Origin of the sequence: Romboutsia weinsteinii, assembly GCF_002250835.2 — a bacterium.
Classification (GTDB): domain Bacteria; phylum Bacillota; class Clostridia; order Peptostreptococcales; family Peptostreptococcaceae; genus Romboutsia_A; species Romboutsia_A weinsteinii.
The window spans coordinates 1-16,840 of record NZ_NOJY02000036.1; the positions used below are offsets into that span (position 1 = coordinate 1).

15 protein-coding genes are annotated in these 16,840 nt (G+C 29.5%); 1 reads left to right on the top strand and 14 read right to left on the bottom strand.

The window, feature by feature from the left end; translation table 11 throughout:
- Positions 1 to 230: 230 nt before the first annotated feature.
- The 12 genes from CHL78_RS15055 to queG all read right to left on the bottom strand — a co-directional run bounded on the left by CHL78_RS15055 (position 231) and on the right by queG (position 14,372).
- Entirely contained in the window at positions 231 to 836 is a 606-nt protein-coding gene (locus CHL78_RS15055; protein ID WP_094368459.1) for a DUF445 domain-containing protein, read from the bottom strand.
- Positions 837 to 966: 130 nt separating this feature from the next.
- Positions 967 to 1,674 (bottom strand): putative sporulation protein YtxC, encoded by a 708-nt coding sequence (locus tag CHL78_RS15060; RefSeq protein WP_243446456.1) that lies wholly within the window; start codon positions 1,672 to 1,674, stop codon positions 967 to 969.
- 380 nt (positions 1,675 to 2,054) lie between these two features.
- Positions 2,055 to 2,987 (bottom strand): ABC transporter permease, encoded by a 933-nt coding sequence (locus tag CHL78_RS15065; RefSeq protein WP_116041520.1) that lies wholly within the window; start codon positions 2,985 to 2,987, stop codon positions 2,055 to 2,057.
- Complete coding sequence (locus CHL78_RS15070) at positions 2,987 to 4,084, bottom strand: ABC transporter permease (protein ID WP_116041523.1); 1,098 nt, start codon at positions 4,082 to 4,084, stop codon at positions 2,987 to 2,989. Before CHL78_RS15070 ends, CHL78_RS15065 begins: the two co-directional genes overlap by 1 nt.
- Complete coding sequence (locus CHL78_RS15075; protein WP_199534076.1) at positions 4,077 to 5,645, bottom strand: ABC transporter ATP-binding protein; 1,569 nt, start codon at positions 5,643 to 5,645, stop codon at positions 4,077 to 4,079. The genes CHL78_RS15070 and CHL78_RS15075 overlap by 8 nt, the downstream gene beginning before the upstream one ends.
- Positions 5,646 to 5,942: 297 nt before the next feature.
- Positions 5,943 to 6,989: a BMP family lipoprotein gene (locus tag CHL78_RS15080; protein WP_116041525.1), complete on the bottom strand. Its 1,047-nt coding sequence runs from the start codon at positions 6,987 to 6,989 to the stop codon at positions 5,943 to 5,945.
- Between the two features lie 323 nt (positions 6,990 to 7,312).
- Complete coding sequence (locus CHL78_RS15085) at positions 7,313 to 8,164, bottom strand: DegV family protein (protein WP_094369281.1); 852 nt, start codon at positions 8,162 to 8,164, stop codon at positions 7,313 to 7,315.
- A gap of 41 nt (positions 8,165 to 8,205) precedes the next feature.
- On the bottom strand, positions 8,206 to 8,676 hold the full coding sequence (gene trmL / locus CHL78_RS15090; protein ID WP_094369280.1) for a tRNA (uridine(34)/cytosine(34)/5-carboxymethylaminomethyluridine(34)-2'-O)-methyltransferase TrmL: 471 nt from the start codon (positions 8,674 to 8,676) through the stop codon (positions 8,206 to 8,208).
- 208 nt (positions 8,677 to 8,884) lie between these two features.
- Entirely contained in the window at positions 8,885 to 10,228 is a 1,344-nt protein-coding gene (locus CHL78_RS15095) for a VanW family protein (protein ID WP_094369279.1), read from the bottom strand.
- 2 nt (positions 10,229 to 10,230) lie between these two features.
- Positions 10,231 to 10,860, bottom strand: coding sequence for an endonuclease III (nth, locus tag CHL78_RS15100; protein ID WP_094369278.1), 630 nt, complete (start codon positions 10,858 to 10,860; stop codon positions 10,231 to 10,233).
- Positions 10,861 to 11,099: 239 nt separating this feature from the next.
- A complete protein-coding gene (locus tag CHL78_RS15105; RefSeq protein WP_094369277.1) occupies positions 11,100 to 13,352 on the bottom strand; it encodes a Lon protease family protein in 2,253 nt (750 codons plus the stop codon).
- Positions 13,353 to 13,466: 114 nt separating this feature from the next.
- Entirely contained in the window at positions 13,467 to 14,372 is a 906-nt protein-coding gene (gene queG, locus CHL78_RS15110) for a tRNA epoxyqueuosine(34) reductase QueG (protein ID WP_094369276.1), read from the bottom strand.
- Between the two features lie 63 nt (positions 14,373 to 14,435).
- Between queG and CHL78_RS15115 the strand changes: the two genes are divergently transcribed.
- Positions 14,436 to 14,843 (top strand): RusA family crossover junction endodeoxyribonuclease, encoded by a 408-nt coding sequence (locus CHL78_RS15115; RefSeq protein WP_094369275.1) that lies wholly within the window; start codon positions 14,436 to 14,438, stop codon positions 14,841 to 14,843.
- A 78-nt stretch (positions 14,844 to 14,921) separates the two neighbouring features.
- On the opposite strand, the gene CHL78_RS15120 is transcribed toward CHL78_RS15115, so the two are convergent.
- Positions 14,922 to 15,917, bottom strand: a complete 996-nt coding sequence (locus CHL78_RS15120; RefSeq protein ID WP_094369274.1) for an aldo/keto reductase — start codon at positions 15,915 to 15,917, stop codon at positions 14,922 to 14,924.
- A 50-nt stretch (positions 15,918 to 15,967) separates the two neighbouring features.
- The gene (locus CHL78_RS15125) at positions 15,968 to 16,804 is read right to left on the bottom strand and encodes a deoxyribonuclease IV (protein WP_094369273.1); all 837 of its coding nucleotides are present in this window, start codon (positions 16,802 to 16,804) and stop codon (positions 15,968 to 15,970) included.
- Between the last annotated feature and the right edge of the window lie 36 nt (positions 16,805 to 16,840).

Here is a 16,840-nt window from a genome sequence, read left to right on the forward strand (position 1 = left end):
CACCCTCTTGATGACTATAAGGTAGTCAACCGAACACTTTCGCACAATATAATTATGTTAATAAGTTCCGCTCCAAGGTAGTTTTCAAATAGTCATATTTTGATGAGCTTTCAGCCGGCGACTCATCTTCTCTGTAAAATTGTATCTATTTTACTCTTCCTCTTCAAAGCTTATGTTTTAAGTTATTACCATTATATCAGATACTTCTATCTCAAGCAATAATAAATATATTATATAAATATAGTAATAATCCCTTGAATTATCCCTATTAAAAATCCTAAAACTAGACCTAATATTTCTATATGCTTTAATTCTTTTTTTGCTACTTGAATTATTATATTTTCAAGAGTATCTAGATCTAATTCGTTTATCTTAGTTTCTACCATTTGTTGTATATTTATACGTGTTTTTGCCTTAATTATTGCTTCTTCGCTTAATTCATCTATACTTTTTCTTACTTCTGACTCCACAATATCTGATATGTATCCCTGAACCATACTTTTTACAGCAGTCGGCATATAAGACATTTTTTCATTCACTATTAATTTTATTTTCGTTTTCATGTAGTCTACTACATTGTTTTTGTCTTCTTCCGTTATTATATTCTCTAAAATCTCATCCATTGAAAGAAACTCATTTTGAACTACTTCACCAATATTCTTAGCTATTTCCGATTTTCGTTTTGGTATTAAACCTATTATTTCAATATTGAAAATTGGTATTTTAATCGGATTAATTGGCCTAAAAATTAATTTTATAGCAACAACATTAGTTAAGTACCCTATCAATCCTCCAATAACAGCTAGCATTATTATTCTAATTAATACATTGTTCATATTAAAATCTCCTTATATTTGTAATGTACTTTATAGGACATTCCTAATCATTTAATATATATAATTATACGTCTTATAAAGTTATTTAAAAAGAAATTTTTTTTATCTAAACAATATATTTACATTAGCATTAATTAGGTCGGATTTCACTAACTCTATTTCCAAAAATAGATTTGATTGTCTCAATTATTTCTTTAGAGCAATTGTCCTTTAGCGAGTCTCGTATTTCTATTTTCTTAGGGCATAAAGTTAATAATGTACTTATTAAAAAATCTTCATAATTTAAATTTTCTTTTATCACCATATTAATGATTTCTTCATCATCAATACTATTTATTTTATTTCCATCTTTGTCATACAACATAAATGAGTTGTCATTTCTTATATGTACTCTTAATAGGTCTATTTTCTCTTCCTGTATCTCAATAAAATATTTTAATACGCTAATAAACTCATCTTGATCTTTTTGCATTAAATATTCTTCCAATGCCATATCACCTAATGCAGGAATAAAGTTCATAAACTCTTTCATTCTAAACTTTACAAATCCATCTAAATTAAGATAGTCATTGCTTAAAACATAATCACATACCCTACTTAGTACAGTATCTCTTATGAACAATTCTTTTTCATTGAATAAATTCAATGAATGTATGTATATATCTTCTTTTTCATTTTCATATGTATCACTATAATGCTTTAGGACATACTCTTTTAAAATTTTATATTTTATTATATCAATGATTAAATCTGTTATTTCTTCACATATTTCTTCAATATATTCTGCATCTTTTTCATCTGTTTTTATTACTACTTCTATTGCATCTTCGTTGTACATTAATTGCTTCCTTAATTTATTGTTCTGCAAAAATTTCATAGTAGGCAATTTATATTGAGATAATAAACTTAAATGAATGTCCTTTGTCGTCAAATCCATCGCTCCTTTCTTCTAATAAGAGGAACCCTATAGCATAATATTGTTTTACTTTTTATAAATCAATTTAAATAAGATATATTATTTTACTACCACCTCCTATATATATATTTATTTATATATTTATATTATTTCTAAATTTCCTTTTTTAATCCTCATTGTCATTCTTTACCCTAACAAATATTAATATTCTCAAATATAATTTTTTTATTCTTTACATAAAATTTACATAAAAAAATAAGCTACCTTAAAATATAAATATTTCAAAGTAGCCTATTTTATTACTATCTTTCTCCCTTTTTATATGCGTTTCCAAGTGCTGAAGGAGCTTTTGAGCTCTTAACAAATAGAACTAACATTATTAGTGTAACTACATAAGGTATCATTGATAATAAGTTTTCATTTATGCTAAATGGTAATTCTGGATTTCCAAAGAATACTGATAAAGCTGTAGAGAATCCAAATAGTAAACAAGCTGCCATTGCCCATTGAGGTCTCCATTTACCAAATATTACAGCTGCCATTGCTATATATCCTTGACCAGATATTAATGTAGGTCTAAATGAAGAAACCACTGCTAAACTCATAGATGCTCCTCCAAGCCCTGCTAATATACCTGATATTATAACTGCTGTATATCTTATACGAGTAACATTTACTCCTAATGTATCTGCTGCACCTGGATGCTCTCCAACTGCTCTTACTCTTAAACCAAACTTAGTTTTGTATAATACAAACCAAACCACAACTACTAATATAAATGCTATATAAACTGTAGCATATGAATTAAACATAGTGTTTAATATACCATCTGGAAGTAATCCATTTAAAGGTCTTGGTATTTTATTTTCCATTGGTATAGTTGGTGTCATTGTTGCACCATCAAACATTATTTTAGATGCAAATAATGCTACACCTGGAGCCAATAAGTTTATCGCTACACCTGATATAGTATGGTCCGCATTGAAACTTACAGTAGCTATTGCATGTATTAAAGCAAATACTCCACCTGCTATACCACCAATTATAAATGCTATCCAAGGGTTACCTACAATAACACCAGCTGCTGCACCTGCAAATGCACCTATTGTCATCATACCTTCAATACCTATGTTGATTATACCTGAGTTCTCTGAGAATACTCCACCTAATGCTGCAAATATAAGGGGTGTAGCGTACATTAGAGTTGTACTAAATATTAAAGCGAAATCTTGCATTATATATTCCCCCCTTTGTTTTTCTTCTTATCTCTTATTTTTACATATAACATTCTTAATACATTACTTAATGCAATGAAGTAAACTATAGATCCGATAACTATATTGATTACTTCTGAAGGTGCTCCTACCATCTGCATCTTAGTTCCACCATACTTGAATGCACCAAATAGTAATCCCGAGAATATAACTCCTATAGGATTGTTGTTAGCTATTAGGGCAACAGCTATTCCGTCAAATCCATATCCTTCTTGTGCTGCTAATATAGTAATATTTTGAGATACACCCATTACCTGTATAGCTCCCGCTATACCTGCAAGCATACCTGCTATAGCCATAGATTGTAATATAGATTTATTTACGTTTATTCCACCGTATTCTGCACCAAATTTATTGTATCCTACTCCTCTTAGTTCAAAGCCTAGAGTAGTCTTAAATAATATAAACGCTATTACTAAAACAAGTATTATAGATATAACTATACCCCAGTTTACTTTAGTAGCTGGTCCTACTAAATCAGTTAACCAGTTTATACTTATACTTGCTGAGTCATGTATATTTACTGAAGACTCACTATTTGCTTTTGCAAGCCATGATGTTCTTATCATATAGTTACTGAAATAGAATGCTATCCAGTTTAACATTATCATTGCTATAACTTCATTTATTCCAAACTTAGATTTAAGCCATCCTGCAACTCCACCCCATAGTCCAGCTGCTAATGCTGCTACTAATAAAGTAAGTGGTACGTGTATAAACATTGGTAGCTCAATACCTGCTCCAACTAATGTTGCAGCTAATGACCCTATTATAAATTGACCTTCTGCACCTATGTTAAATAATCCTGTCTTAAATGCAAACGCAATAGAAAGACCTGTTAATATAAGCGGAGTAGATCTTATTATAGTCCATGCTATAAATTTAGGCTTACCTATTATACCATCTATCATAGCCGTGTAAGCCGTTATAGGATCCTGACCTGCCATTAATAAAGCTATGGCACCTACTGCTAATCCTAATAAAATAGAAACTAACGAGAATATTATAGGACTATCAGCTATGGAGAATTTTTTTGCCTTTTTTGTCTTACTAATCATGGTCTACACCTCCTGCCATCATAAATCCTAATGTATTTTCATCTGCATCTTTTGCATCTACAATTCCTACTATTTTACCTTCATAAATTACTGCGATTCTGTCAGATACATTCATAACCTCATCTAGTTCTAACGAAACTAGCAGCACAGCATTTCCTTCATCTCTTTGCTTTACTAAAGACTTGTGAACAAACTCTATAGCACCAACATCTAGACCTCTAGTAGGTTGAGTTGCTATAAATAATTGTGCTTCTCCGCTTGCAGCTTTAGAAACTTCTATGTTATCAACCTCTCTACCAATGATAACCTTTTGTTGGTTACCTCCTGATAAAGCTCTTGCTTTATTAGTGAAGTCTGTAGGTCTAACATCAAATCTTTCTATTATTTTTTTAGCATGAGCTTCTATAGCTTCTTTATTTAAGATACCTCTTTTAGAGAATCTAGGGTCTTTATAATTTTGTAAAACTGTATTTTCAGCTACAGTAAAATCTAATATAAGACCTCTCTTATGTCTATCTTCTGGTATATTCTTTATACCTTTGTTAAACACATCTTTAGGTTTATTATTTAAAACTTCTTTATTATTTACTTTTATGCTTCCTGATTCGGCTTTTCTAAGACCTGTTAATGCCTCAACCAGCTCAGATTGACCATTTCCATCTATACCTGCAACACCTAATATTTCACCAGCTTTCACTTCTAGAGATAAGCCATTTACTACTGCTATTTTTCTATTGTCTCTTACTACTAAGTTTTCAACTTTTAATATAGTATCTTTAGGTTTTGCTTCTTCTTTATCAACTTTAAAGCTAACTTCTCTACCAACCATCATAGCAGCTAGATCATCTTCTGTTACTTCTGAAACCTTAACCGTATCTATGTATTTACCTCTTCTTATTATAGTACAGTGATCAGCCGCAGCTTTTATTTCTTTTAATTTATGAGTTATTATTATTACAGATTTACCTTCTTTAGTTAAGTTTCTTATAATTTGTATAAGTTCTTCTATTTCTTGTGGCGTAAGTACTGCTGTTGGTTCATCTAATATTAATATTTCTGCACCTCTGTATAACGCCTTTAATATTTCAACTCTCTGTTGCATACCAACAGTTATATCTTCAACCTTTGCCATTGGATCAACAAATAATCCGTATTTTTCAGATATAGATTTAACATCATCAATAGCTTTTTTCATATCTACTGCACCTAAACCTTTTGTAGGTTCAGTTCCAAGTATTATATTTTGTGCTACTGTAAATGGTTGAACTAGCATGAAATGCTGATGCACCATACCTATACCATTAGATATAGCTACGTTTGGGTTATCCATATTTACTAAATTTTCATTTATGTAGATTTCTCCTGATGTTTGGTGATATAATCCATATAAAATATTCATAAGTGTAGATTTACCTGCTCCATTCTCACCTAAAAGCGCATGTACTTCACCTTTGTGAACAGTCAGGTCTATGCTATCATTAGCAACAAAGCTTCCGAATTTTTTTGTTATCTTTTTCATTTCTACGACTTTTTTGCTGTAATCTATATTACCATTATTCATAGCTCTTTTATTTCCTCCTTATTTTAATAATCAATAATAATCAATATTTTTATTATACTAAAATCTAGCTCTCATAACAAATTTTTTCGACATTTTTCTCACTTTTTTTAAAATATAAGTATTATTTAAACTAACTTTCTCTATATAATCGTACTATTACCATATATTAGTATAGACTAAATAAATTTTTGATAATCTAAGTGGCTTTAATATTATTATTTCCAAATTGTCTCATAATATTTTATTGATTCAAAAATAGCCATCCTAACTTAGGATGGCTATTAAAATAATTTTTACTTATTTATTATATTTAGCGTCGAATTCTTCCTTATTTTGAGGAACTTTTATTTCTCCACTCTTAACTTTTTCAGACATTTCATTAACATATGTTAAAACATCTGGTGGTACATTTTTATCAGTAGTAGGAGCTACACCAACCCCACCAGTTGATAATGTATTAACTATAGTTTCTCCACCTTTATAGTTTCCTTCAACCTTAGATTTTACTAAGTTAAATACAGCAGCATCTATGTTTTTCATAGCTGAAGTTATTACATGTTCTGGAGCTAAAGCATTTTGATCTTGGTCAACACCTATAGCTTTTTTGTTATTTTCTTTAGCTGCTTCTATAGCACCTATACCACAAGCACCAGCTGCAGTTAATATTATATCAGCATTTTTATTGTGCATGTTAGCTGCTATATCTTTACCTTTAGCTGAATCTGTGAAACTGTTTGTATATTGTCTTAATACTTCAGCATCTGGGTTAGAATCTTTAACACCAGCTTGGAATCCGTAATCAAATCTATCTAAAACTTCACTTTCTATACCACCAATAAATCCAACTTTATTAGTTTCTGTCATTTTACCAGCTATTAATCCTGTTAAATAAGACGATACATTATCTTCAAATAATAACGATGTTACATTTTCAGCTTCAACTACTGAATCTATTAAAGCAAATTGTTGCTCTGGATAGTTCTTTGAAGCTTCTTCTATAGCAGGTTGTAATTTAAATCCTACACCTATTATTATGTCATATCCTTCTTCATATAATGTTTCTATGTTTGGTACATAGTCAGCATCTTGCTTAGATTCTAAGTACTTAACGTCTACTTTATCTTCACCAAATTCTTTTTTAGCTTTTTCTAAACCAGACCATGCAGATTGGTTGAAAGATTCATCATTAACCCCACCAGTATCTGTAACCATAGCTACTTTAGTTATCTTTCCCTCTGAACCTTTTGCACTTTCATCTGACTTAGGCTTTGAACTACATCCAACTAACATACCTGTAGTCATAACTGTAGTTAAACCTAAAGCTATTAACTTTTTAAGTTTCATAAGTATCCTCCTAGATTTTTATGTTTTATGTAATATCTTATCTTATTTTACACTATTTTGTAATTTTTTTCTACATATTTCTATAAGAAAATCGTTTTTACAATTTAAATAGTGTATCCTTTTTATTGAAAGTACATACTATATATGTTGTACTTTTTACTAAAAAAATCTTCTATACAAATATTATTATATATTTTATTAAATAATTATATTCATATAGATATATTTTTTTATAATTTAATTAATTTTTGATTCTATATTGTAATTTAAAGTATATATTTAAAAATAGCCATCTCAATCATAATTTGAGACAGCTTGGCTATTTATATATTATTTTTTAAACATATTATACCTGTTCCGCCAGGACCTGAGTGAGTTCCTACACAAGTTCCAATTTGGAAAAATACTATATCCTTAGGGTTTAAGTTTTCTCTAACTGCTTCAGCTAGCTTTTCTTTTTCCTTAAGATCATCACTATAGCCTACATATGCTATTTGATCTGATAAATCATTTCCGCAATGCTCTTTTAAAAGCTCTATTATCTTTGATATTACATTTTTCTTTCCTCTTACTTGACATATAGGAGCTACTAAACCATTTTTTATTTCTAATATAGGCTTTATGTTTAATATACTTCCTATTGCAGCTTTAGTAGATGAAATTCTACCTCCTTTTTGAAGGTACTCTAATGTATCAACTGAGAATAAAACAAACACTTCTTTTTTCATTTTTTCTATAGTCGATAGTATTTCATCTATAGATTTTCCTTCCTTTGCAAGTTCTCCTGCTTTAACCACAAGTATTCCTATTCCAAAAGAAAAACTTGCTGAATCAAAAGTATGTATCGTTCCTTCTAAATCATTTTTTGCCATTACAGCACTTTGGTATGTTCCTGTAGCTACAGAAGAACCTGCAATATACAGTACTTCTCTACCTTCATTTACATATTTCTCAAAGAATTCTTTAAATTGAGCATATGTAGCTTGCGATGTTTTTGGATGTGCATTTTCTTCTCTCAATATTCTATAAAACTCATCATTAGATATATCTATACCATCTCTATATTCTTTGTCATTTAATATTACTGTTAAAGGTACTACGTCTATATCATATTTTTCTATTAAGTCTTTAGGTATATCAGACAAGCTGTCACATATTATTTTCACATTATTCATTAAAATACGCCCCCTCCTTAAACTATGTTTATTATATTTAACTATCTCATATTAGGGTATCCTAGTTGTCTTAAAGCTTCAAAAACAACTATTGCAACTGAGTTTGATAGATTTAGTGATCTAGCTTTTTCATTATCTATCATAGGTATTCTTATACCTGTTTCTAAATTATCCTTTATTAATGATTCTGGCAATCCTTTTGTTTCTTTCCCAAATACTATAAATGAGTTGTCTACAAATTCAACATCTGAATGAGACTGATTTACTTTTGTAGTTGAATAGAAAAACTTCCCATCTGGATTTTTTTGCTGTACTTCTTCAAAGCTATCGTAATATTGTATATTCGCTATGTCCCAATAGTCAAGTCCACTTCTTTTTAAATATTTATCTTCTAGAGAGAAACCTAATGGTCTAACTAAATGTAAAGTTGTGCCTGTCGCAGCACATGTTCTTATTATATTCCCAGTATTTTGAGGTATTTCCGGTTCAACTAATACTATATTTAATGACATAATATCCTCCTTATGTTAGTTATGTTGTATTAAAAATACATCTTTGTGTGTACTCTGCAACGTTTCTAATATTTATCTAAATATAATTATAACAGAAAATTATACTTCTAAAAACTCACTTTACTAAAGTTATCACTAATATGTACACAAGGATTAAAATCTCCTATCTAATTTCTACTTAAATAACAGATTTTAATCCTTAAATAACTTAAAAATTCATAACCTTATAGTTTATTTTATTTTTAGTACCATACTTTATTACCTTATCCATTGGAGGATAATAACTTTCATGAATAAGCTCTTTAACTGGTTCATTTCCATCCTTATATACTCTAAATGTATTTACTTTATATCCTATCCTTCCATTTTCATATATATTTTTTTCCCCTTTATACAGATTGTCCGTTTTTTCTACTATCGTATTATTTGGTATTGTCTGAATTATCTCTGTTTCAATGTCTATATCTTTCTTATCCTCTTTATTTCCATATATAGTAGAAACTATTCTATCTTCATAAACTTTGTTATATATTAAAATAGGTGTATCAAATTTATTTACAAATCTAAGATCTGTATCCCCTCTTGATACAGTTGCATCTCGTCCTTTTTCTATATATCCACTAGGTATTGTGTGGTTTCTTACATTTGTTATTTCTAACCCTGAATATAAGGCTGCATTATAAATAGTGCTTGATACTTGGCATATGCCTCCTCCTAAACCTTCCTTTACCTTTCCATTTGATATCACAGGTGCAGGTTTAAGTTTAGATACTATTTCTTCTCCTTGAACATTTCTATTAAATGAAAATTCTTCATTCTTGTTAACTAATACATTGCTTGTATAATAAGATGCTACATTTATATTGTTGACTCTATTCTTATTATCTTTATTAAAATAAGTTTCATAAGACCCTAATTCAGTATCAATCTTAGCCAATTCTTCATATACGTGTTTTGGCTTAATCTTAGTTATCATTATTTCTTCACTACTATTTTTTAAAGTATCAATTTTATTTACTATCTTATCTTTTAAGTACTTTTCATTAACACTTATACCATACTCTTCTTTTTCTACTACTAATTTTTCATTATCCATTCTAATATTTGCATTTATAGGTTCTTTTTCTATTTGACTTTTTATATATGAAATATATTTATCTATTTTTTCATCACTGTAAGAGTATTTTAAGCCTATTGCTTCCTTATTACCTAAGTCCAATTTTGATTTAGTTTTTATATTAGAGATAATATTCTTACTTCTACCTATCTCATAAGCCTCTTTAACAGAGTCTTTTATTTTATAATTCACTTCAAAGTCATTAAGATTTATTTTGTAAATATTTCCTTTATAGGTTAAGTTGAGCTCACAACTATTATTTATAAAGCTTTCTATTTTGTCTTCAGCTTCATTTATAGTAAGCTTTGAAACATCAATATTGTCTATATAAATATTTTTGTGTATCTTTCCTTCTATTTCAAGTGCAGTTGATAATACTGTTCCTTGTAAAAAAAATATTCCTATTGATAATAATACAATCTTAATTCTTCTCAATTTTAGTCAGTCCCTTCTTGATAGTAATCACAATCACTTGCAATAGGACAAATATTACACTCAGGCTTTCTAGCCTTACATATTCTCCTTCCATGGAAAATCAAAAGATGATGTGAATGAGACCATCTTTCTCTTGGTATTACATCCATAAGTGCAAACTCTGTTTTCTCAGGTGTTTTTGTATGGACTATACCTATTCGGTTAGAAACTCTAAATACATGTGTGTCTACTGCTATTGCAGGATGATTAAAAGCATTACTTAATACTACCCCCGCTGTCTTTCTACCTACTCCAGGAAGTTTAACAAGTTCCTCCAAATTATTTGGAACTTGTCCATTATAAAGTTCACAAATCATAGTTGAAGTATCTTTTATTTTTTGTGATTTACTTTTATAAAGTCCACACGTTTTTATTTCATTGCTAATCTCATCTACGCTAAGATTTTTAAAAGCTTCTGGTGTGTTATATTTTTTAAACATCTCTCCAGTTACCATATTAACTCTCACATCTGTACATTGTGCTGATAATATTGTAGCTATTAAAAGTTCAAATGGAGTAGTGTAATCCAACTCACACTTTGCATCTGGATAAAGCTCTTGTAGTTTATCTAATATTTTATTTACATTTTTCATGTTTCATCCCCCTATTTGATTTGATTTTATTTATATTATCTATCATATTCAACAATATATAACAAACTCTTGCTAATTACTAATTTAATTTTTTTTAATAAAAAATTCACTTTGCTCATTTCGCCCACCCAGTGGCTTATGTTAATAAAATAGGAAATAGTAATTCTATTTATAATAAAAAAGCAAAAGCTAATATTAGCCTTTGCTTTTATAATTCCCTATTAGAACATACAATAAACTTATAGTTTCGCAGGTCTTTGTATTTTACTAAATTTGTGTAGCTTTTCTTTTACCTTATCTCGTATTTCTTCAAACTTAACACCAGTTAATATTTCCACAGCTTCTTCTATTCTATCAGCTGTATAAATATGAAACTTACCATCACTTATCGCTTCATTTACTTCATCATCTAATATTAAATTTCTACTGTTATTTCTCGGTATTATAACACCCTGTTCATTATTTAAACCTTTTTTCTTACATGTATAATAGAAACCTTCAATTTTTTCTGTTATTCCACCTACAACCTGTATATCGCCTTTTTGATTTATAGAGCCTGTAGCTGCGATATTTTGTTTAATTGGTACTTCAGATAGCGCTGATAATAGTGCATATAATTCCGCTCCTGATGCACTATCTCCATCTATTCCACCATAGTTTTGCTCAAAACAAATATATGCATTTAGAGATAAAGGAAATTCTTGAGCAAAATTTTCTGATAAATACCCACCAAGTATTAGTACACCTTTACTGTGTATAGGTCCACTCATGTTTACTTCTCTTTCTATATTAACTATTCCGCCATTTCCAGGGCTTGTAGTTACAGTTATCCTAGACGGTCTTCCAAATGAGTATTCACCCATGTTAAGTACTGAAAGACCATTAATAACTCCCACTTTTGATCCTTCTGTTTCAATTAGAGTAAACCCCTTATCTAAGGATTCATCCATTTTACTTTCTATTCGATTAAGTCTTTTTCTTCTTTCTTGAATTGCTTTTTTTACATCTTCTCGTTCTATATATTCTGTATCTCTAATCTTTGAGTATGCATTACCTTCAATTATTATCTCCATAACTTTATTAAATTGTGTAGATAATTTACTTTTATCTCCAGATAATCGGGTACTAAACTTGATAACCTCTTGAACTGCATCATAGGTAAAATGTTTAAGATTATTTTTATTACATTGGTGAGCTATAAATTTTACTATCCCATCTTCATTGTACTCACTTTTATCCATCTCATTATCAAAATCCACAAAAATTTTAAAGTATTTACTAAAGTCTGCATCATAGCTATACAGTAAATTATACATATAATTACTACCAATTAGAATTATCTTCATATTAAGTGGCATATTTTCAGGCTTTATCGCCGTCTGAGTATCTACACTTATCATTCCTGATTGCATAGTTCTTTTTAACATATCCCATGACAATGCATATCTTAGAAGTTGATCTACATATAACACTAAATATCCACCATTTGCCTTATGAACTGCTCCCGGAAGTATTTTTGTGAAATCTGTCTTAAAGTTGCCATTTAAGTAATCATACTCAGCCTTCCCAAATAAATTAGAAGGGCTTGGATTTATCTCTACCACTACTGGTGCTGATGAGTTAAGCTTTTCATTTCCGTTATCTACAAATAAATTAACCTTATATCTATTAAAATGATCTCTATCATATTTTTCTTTTAATTCATCTTCATCTAAATAAAATAAATATATATATTCAAGTATATCGTCTCTAATACAATCTAGATAAGTTTTTACCTTATCGTACTCATTGTATTTTTCTTTTAAAGCTTCAACATGAGGGTCTACAACATATTTTCCAACTTCTTCTTCAAGGTCTAAAATAGCTTCCTTTGCATCATCTTCTAAATCTCTAATCTTATATACTACTTGAATAGCCATATTTTCTAATTCTCTTTTAACCTTATAAAATTCTGCTTCAGATTCTTCATCATCTTTATTGTACTCTTCTTCTTTTTCTTTTATGGGTACAAATACCATACCTACTTTACTATTTTTTAATTTGAATCCTTTTTCTTCTCCATATTTTTTTATCTTTTTTAATAATGCTTCTTTTTCTATATCATAATCTTCAAGAAGTTGATTTTTGCTTAATTCGAAATCTTCACTTTCAAAAGTATCTCTTAGTTCATCAAGAAGTGTTTCTATTAGCTTTTCTATATCTTTTTGGAATACTTTCCCCATACCTCTTTCTAACTCTATTACAATAGGTTCTCTAGAACATTCAAAGTTATTTACATAGCACCAATCTTTGTGAGAACTTTTGTTACTCGCATAATTTTTTAGTGCATTCAGAGCATATGTTGTTTTCCCGGTCCCAGAATCTCCAGCTATATATATATTATAAGATGGATTATCTATCTTTAAACCTATTTCCATAGCTTCTATAGCTCTCTCTTGACCTAATATACATTCCAATTCTTTTATCTCAGATGTATTATTATATTTTAGCATCAATTATCCCCCCTCATTAACCTTGACCTTAGCATTTTTCTAAATTTCTATATTAGGTTTATGATATATATTAAAGTATATGATTAAGTACATAAAAAAGAAGCCTATAGCACATTATTCTATAGGCTTCTCTAAAATTATTTCCATATTTCGTTTTATCAAAGGTCTACCTCTCCAGTTAAATGCTCTATCACTATACCTTCTTTTAAATTCTTTATTTGATATAGAATTTATTTCTTCATAGTCTAATTCATCTATTACATCTTCTCTAAATTCTTCTAAGTTTGTAATAGGTACTTTTTTATTGTGAGGGCATACCTCTTGGCATATATCGCATCCAAATACCTTTTTATTTTTATTTATTAATTTTATTTCTTCTTCTGATAATTCTCCCTTTTTTTGTGTCATATATGACAGGCATCTTCTAGGGTTCATCTCATAATTCCCCAACAATGCATTTCCTGGGCAATATTTCACACATTTACCACATTTTATACATGTCCTCGGTAGCGGTTCATCTGTTTTAAACTCATAATTACTCATAATATATCCTATAAAAATATAAGATCCGTATTCATCAGTTATTATATTATTATTGATACCAAAGTATCCTATACCTGCTAAATATGCTAAGTGTCTATCTACTAACGGACCATTATCTGCAAAGATCTTATATTCAAAATTTTCAACGCTACTTTCTATATGATTGCATATCTTTTGTAGATATTCTTTTACAACTATATGATAGTCTTTTACCTGACAGTATTTTGATAAGTTAGACCTTTCATTTTCTCCGATATAATATGGAAAAGCACATACTATTATTGATTTCACATTCTCCATTGTTTTTCTAGGGTCTATCCGATTTTCTACTATAGCTTCTTCCATACCTGTAAAGTGGCCATTAGCCAGTTTATTTTTAATTATTTTTTCTAAATTGTGATATGGACCAATACCAGCTATACCTACACATTTTATACCTATCGAATGACAAAATTCTTTTAATTTTTTATTATCCATAAATTCTCCTTTCATTAATTCACTATTACCTTTATAATAACTAAGCGTAAGGATGGTGATAATTTGATTAAATTAACAATACCAGGTAGACCTATAAGTAAGTCAAATTTTAAACTTCATAATGTCCATGGTCAGGCATGGATGCCTTCTACAGGTAAACATTCAAAGTATTTAGCTTACGAAAATATGATTGCTGGATATATAAATCAACAATATCAAGGCGATACCCTTGAAGAAGATCTAATTACTATATTAAAACTATACTTCCCCAATAAGCGTATGGGAGATTTGCACAATTACCCTAAGAGTATTTGCGATGGTATTGAGAAGAGCGGCATTATAAAAAACGATAAACAACTTAAACCAGTTTTATTGTTTGATTTTATAGATAAAGATAATCCACGTGTTGAGGTCGAACTTTATCCAATATCTAAATACAATGTTGATTATAATATTACTTTAAAAGAATAAATTTATTCTATCTACATAGAAAGAGAACTTATATCCCTTAAGGCTTAAGTTCTCTTTTTATATATTATCTAGATTTATTTATCCAAGCTTTTGCGATACATTTTTTAACATATCTCTTATAGGAAGATCATATGGACATTTTGTTTCACATAACCCACACTCTATACATTCACTCGCTTTGAAATCGAGCGCTGCATACCTTTCCTTTGCCCATTCCTTTAAGTTATACCTTGTATAATATCCCTCCATTAGGAAATTTGCAGGTATATTAATACCTACTGGACAAGGCAAGCAGTATTCGCATCTTCTACAGAATCTACTACCTAGAGTATTTCTTATTTCTTCTATTTTCTTATTGTCATCATAAGTAAGATTAAGATTTTCTAATACATTTACATTTTGTTTCACTTGTTCTATACTATCCATACCCGGTATAGCTACATCTATATATTCCTTAGAAAGTATATACTTTATTGCTAGTGTAGCGTCATTTAGTGCTCCACCTGCAAGAGGCTTCATTACTATTATACCTATCCCCTTTGCATTAGCTTCTTTAAATAATTCATCTGCCTGATCTTCAACTATATTGTATGGGAATTGAATAGTTGCAAATCTATCTCCACTGATTGCTTTTTCTATAGTATCTAGACTATGAGCAGTTATTCCTATATTTTTAATTTTACCGGCTTCTTTCGCTTCTAATAAAGCTCTATAAGCTTTATCTTCATTAAAAATCATATCATATTCTTCGGGTTTGACATTATGAAGCTGATATAAATCTATATAATCTGTTTGAAGATTTCTCAAACTAACTTCTATATCATTTTTCATCCCCTCATAATCTCTACTCATACTCTTAGTAGCTAAGTAAAACTTATCTCTTTTTCCCTTTAATGAGTGGCCTATATATTCTTCACTTATAGTATAACCTCTTGCTGTATCTATAAAGTTAATTCCTTGATTTTCTAATTCACAAATAACCTCATTAGTATCTTCTTGAGTTATTCTTTGTATCGGTATTCCACCAAATCCAACTCTTTTTATCTTCATATCAGTTTTTCCTAAAAATCTCATTACACCCTCACCTGACTTTCAAATTATATATTTTCAATTATATATAATTTTTACTTACTAGTCAGTATATCTTTTAGCATTTTTATTTCTTTTTTATGACCTTCATCCTCTAGAGGTGTCTCTAAGAAGAAAGGTAATCCTTTAATACTTGGATGTTCCATGAAATTAAGTATTGCCTCTAATCCTATTTTTCCTTCTCCTATTACTGCATGTCTATCTTTTTTATCTCCAAATGGCATTAAGCTATCATTTAAATGTATAGTCTTTAACCTATCTATTCCTACTATTTTATCAAATTCTTCTAGTACTCCATCTAAGTTATTTACTATATCATATCCAGCTGAAAATACATGGCATGTATCTAAGCATACACCTATCTTTTCATTATGTTCTACGCCGTCAATTATTCTTTTTAATTGATTAAAGTCAAATCCTATTTCAGTACCTTTGCCTGACATAGTTTCTAGAAGTATAGTCAGATCCTCATCTCCTTTTATTCCGGCATTTAGACCATCGATAATTCTTTCTATTCCAAAATCAATTCCTCCACCTACATGACTACCTGGATGGAAGCACATATACTCTATACCTAATGAGTTCATTCTTTGTATGTCTTCTTTTATTACCATTCTAGCAAATTCATAAACCTCATCTTTACTCCCTCCAAGGTTCATAGTATAAGGCGCGTGAGCTAGAAGCGGACCAAAGTCATTATCTTTTCTTATTTGTTGGAATTTATTTATATCCTTTTCGTCAAAAGCTTTAGCATTTCCACCTCTAGGATTTCTACTAAAGAATTGGAATGTATTTGCTCCTATATCTACTGCTGTTTCAGCCGCCTTTGCAAATCCTTTTGCTATTGATATATGTGGTCCTATTATAAGCATTATTTTTCTCCTTATGGTTGTAATTATTTTTTATAT

Coding starts and splice junctions, on each gene's coding strand:
- CHL78_RS15075 (WP_199534076.1), bottom strand. CDS start 5,645: ATGAATAATGGTAATATAGATTACAGCAAAAAAGTCGTAGAAATGAAA.
- trmL (WP_094369280.1), bottom strand. CDS start 8,676: ATGTCATTAAATATAGTATTAGTTGAACCGGAAATACCTCAAAATACT.
- nth (WP_094369278.1), bottom strand. CDS start 10,860: ATGAAAAATGTAAATAAAATATTAGATAAACTACAAGAGCTTTATCCA.
- CHL78_RS15105 (WP_094369277.1), bottom strand. CDS start 13,352: ATGCTAAAATATAATAATACATCTGAGATAAAAGAATTGGAATGTATA.
- queG (WP_094369276.1), bottom strand. CDS start 14,372: ATGGATAATAAAAAATTAAAAGAATTTTGTCATTCGATAGGTATAAAA.
- CHL78_RS15120 (WP_094369274.1), bottom strand. CDS start 15,917: ATGAGATTTTTAGGAAAAACTGATATGAAGATAAAAAGAGTTGGATTT.
- CHL78_RS15060 (WP_243446456.1), bottom strand. CDS start 1,674: ATGTACAACGAAGATGCAATAGAAGTAGTAATAAAAACAGATGAAAAA.
- CHL78_RS15125 (WP_094369273.1), bottom strand. CDS start 16,804: ATGCTTATAATAGGACCACATATATCAATAGCAAAAGGATTTGCAAAG.
- CHL78_RS15085 (WP_094369281.1), bottom strand. CDS start 8,164: ATGAATAATGTGAAAATAATATGTGACAGCTTGTCTGATATACCTAAA.
- CHL78_RS15080 (WP_116041525.1), bottom strand. CDS start 6,989: ATGAAACTTAAAAAGTTAATAGCTTTAGGTTTAACTACAGTTATGACT.
- CHL78_RS15070 (WP_116041523.1), bottom strand. CDS start 4,084: ATGATTAGTAAGACAAAAAAGGCAAAAAAATTCTCCATAGCTGATAGT.
- CHL78_RS15055 (WP_094368459.1), bottom strand. CDS start 836: ATGAACAATGTATTAATTAGAATAATAATGCTAGCTGTTATTGGAGGA.
- CHL78_RS15065 (WP_116041520.1), bottom strand. CDS start 2,987: ATGCAAGATTTCGCTTTAATATTTAGTACAACTCTAATGTACGCTACA.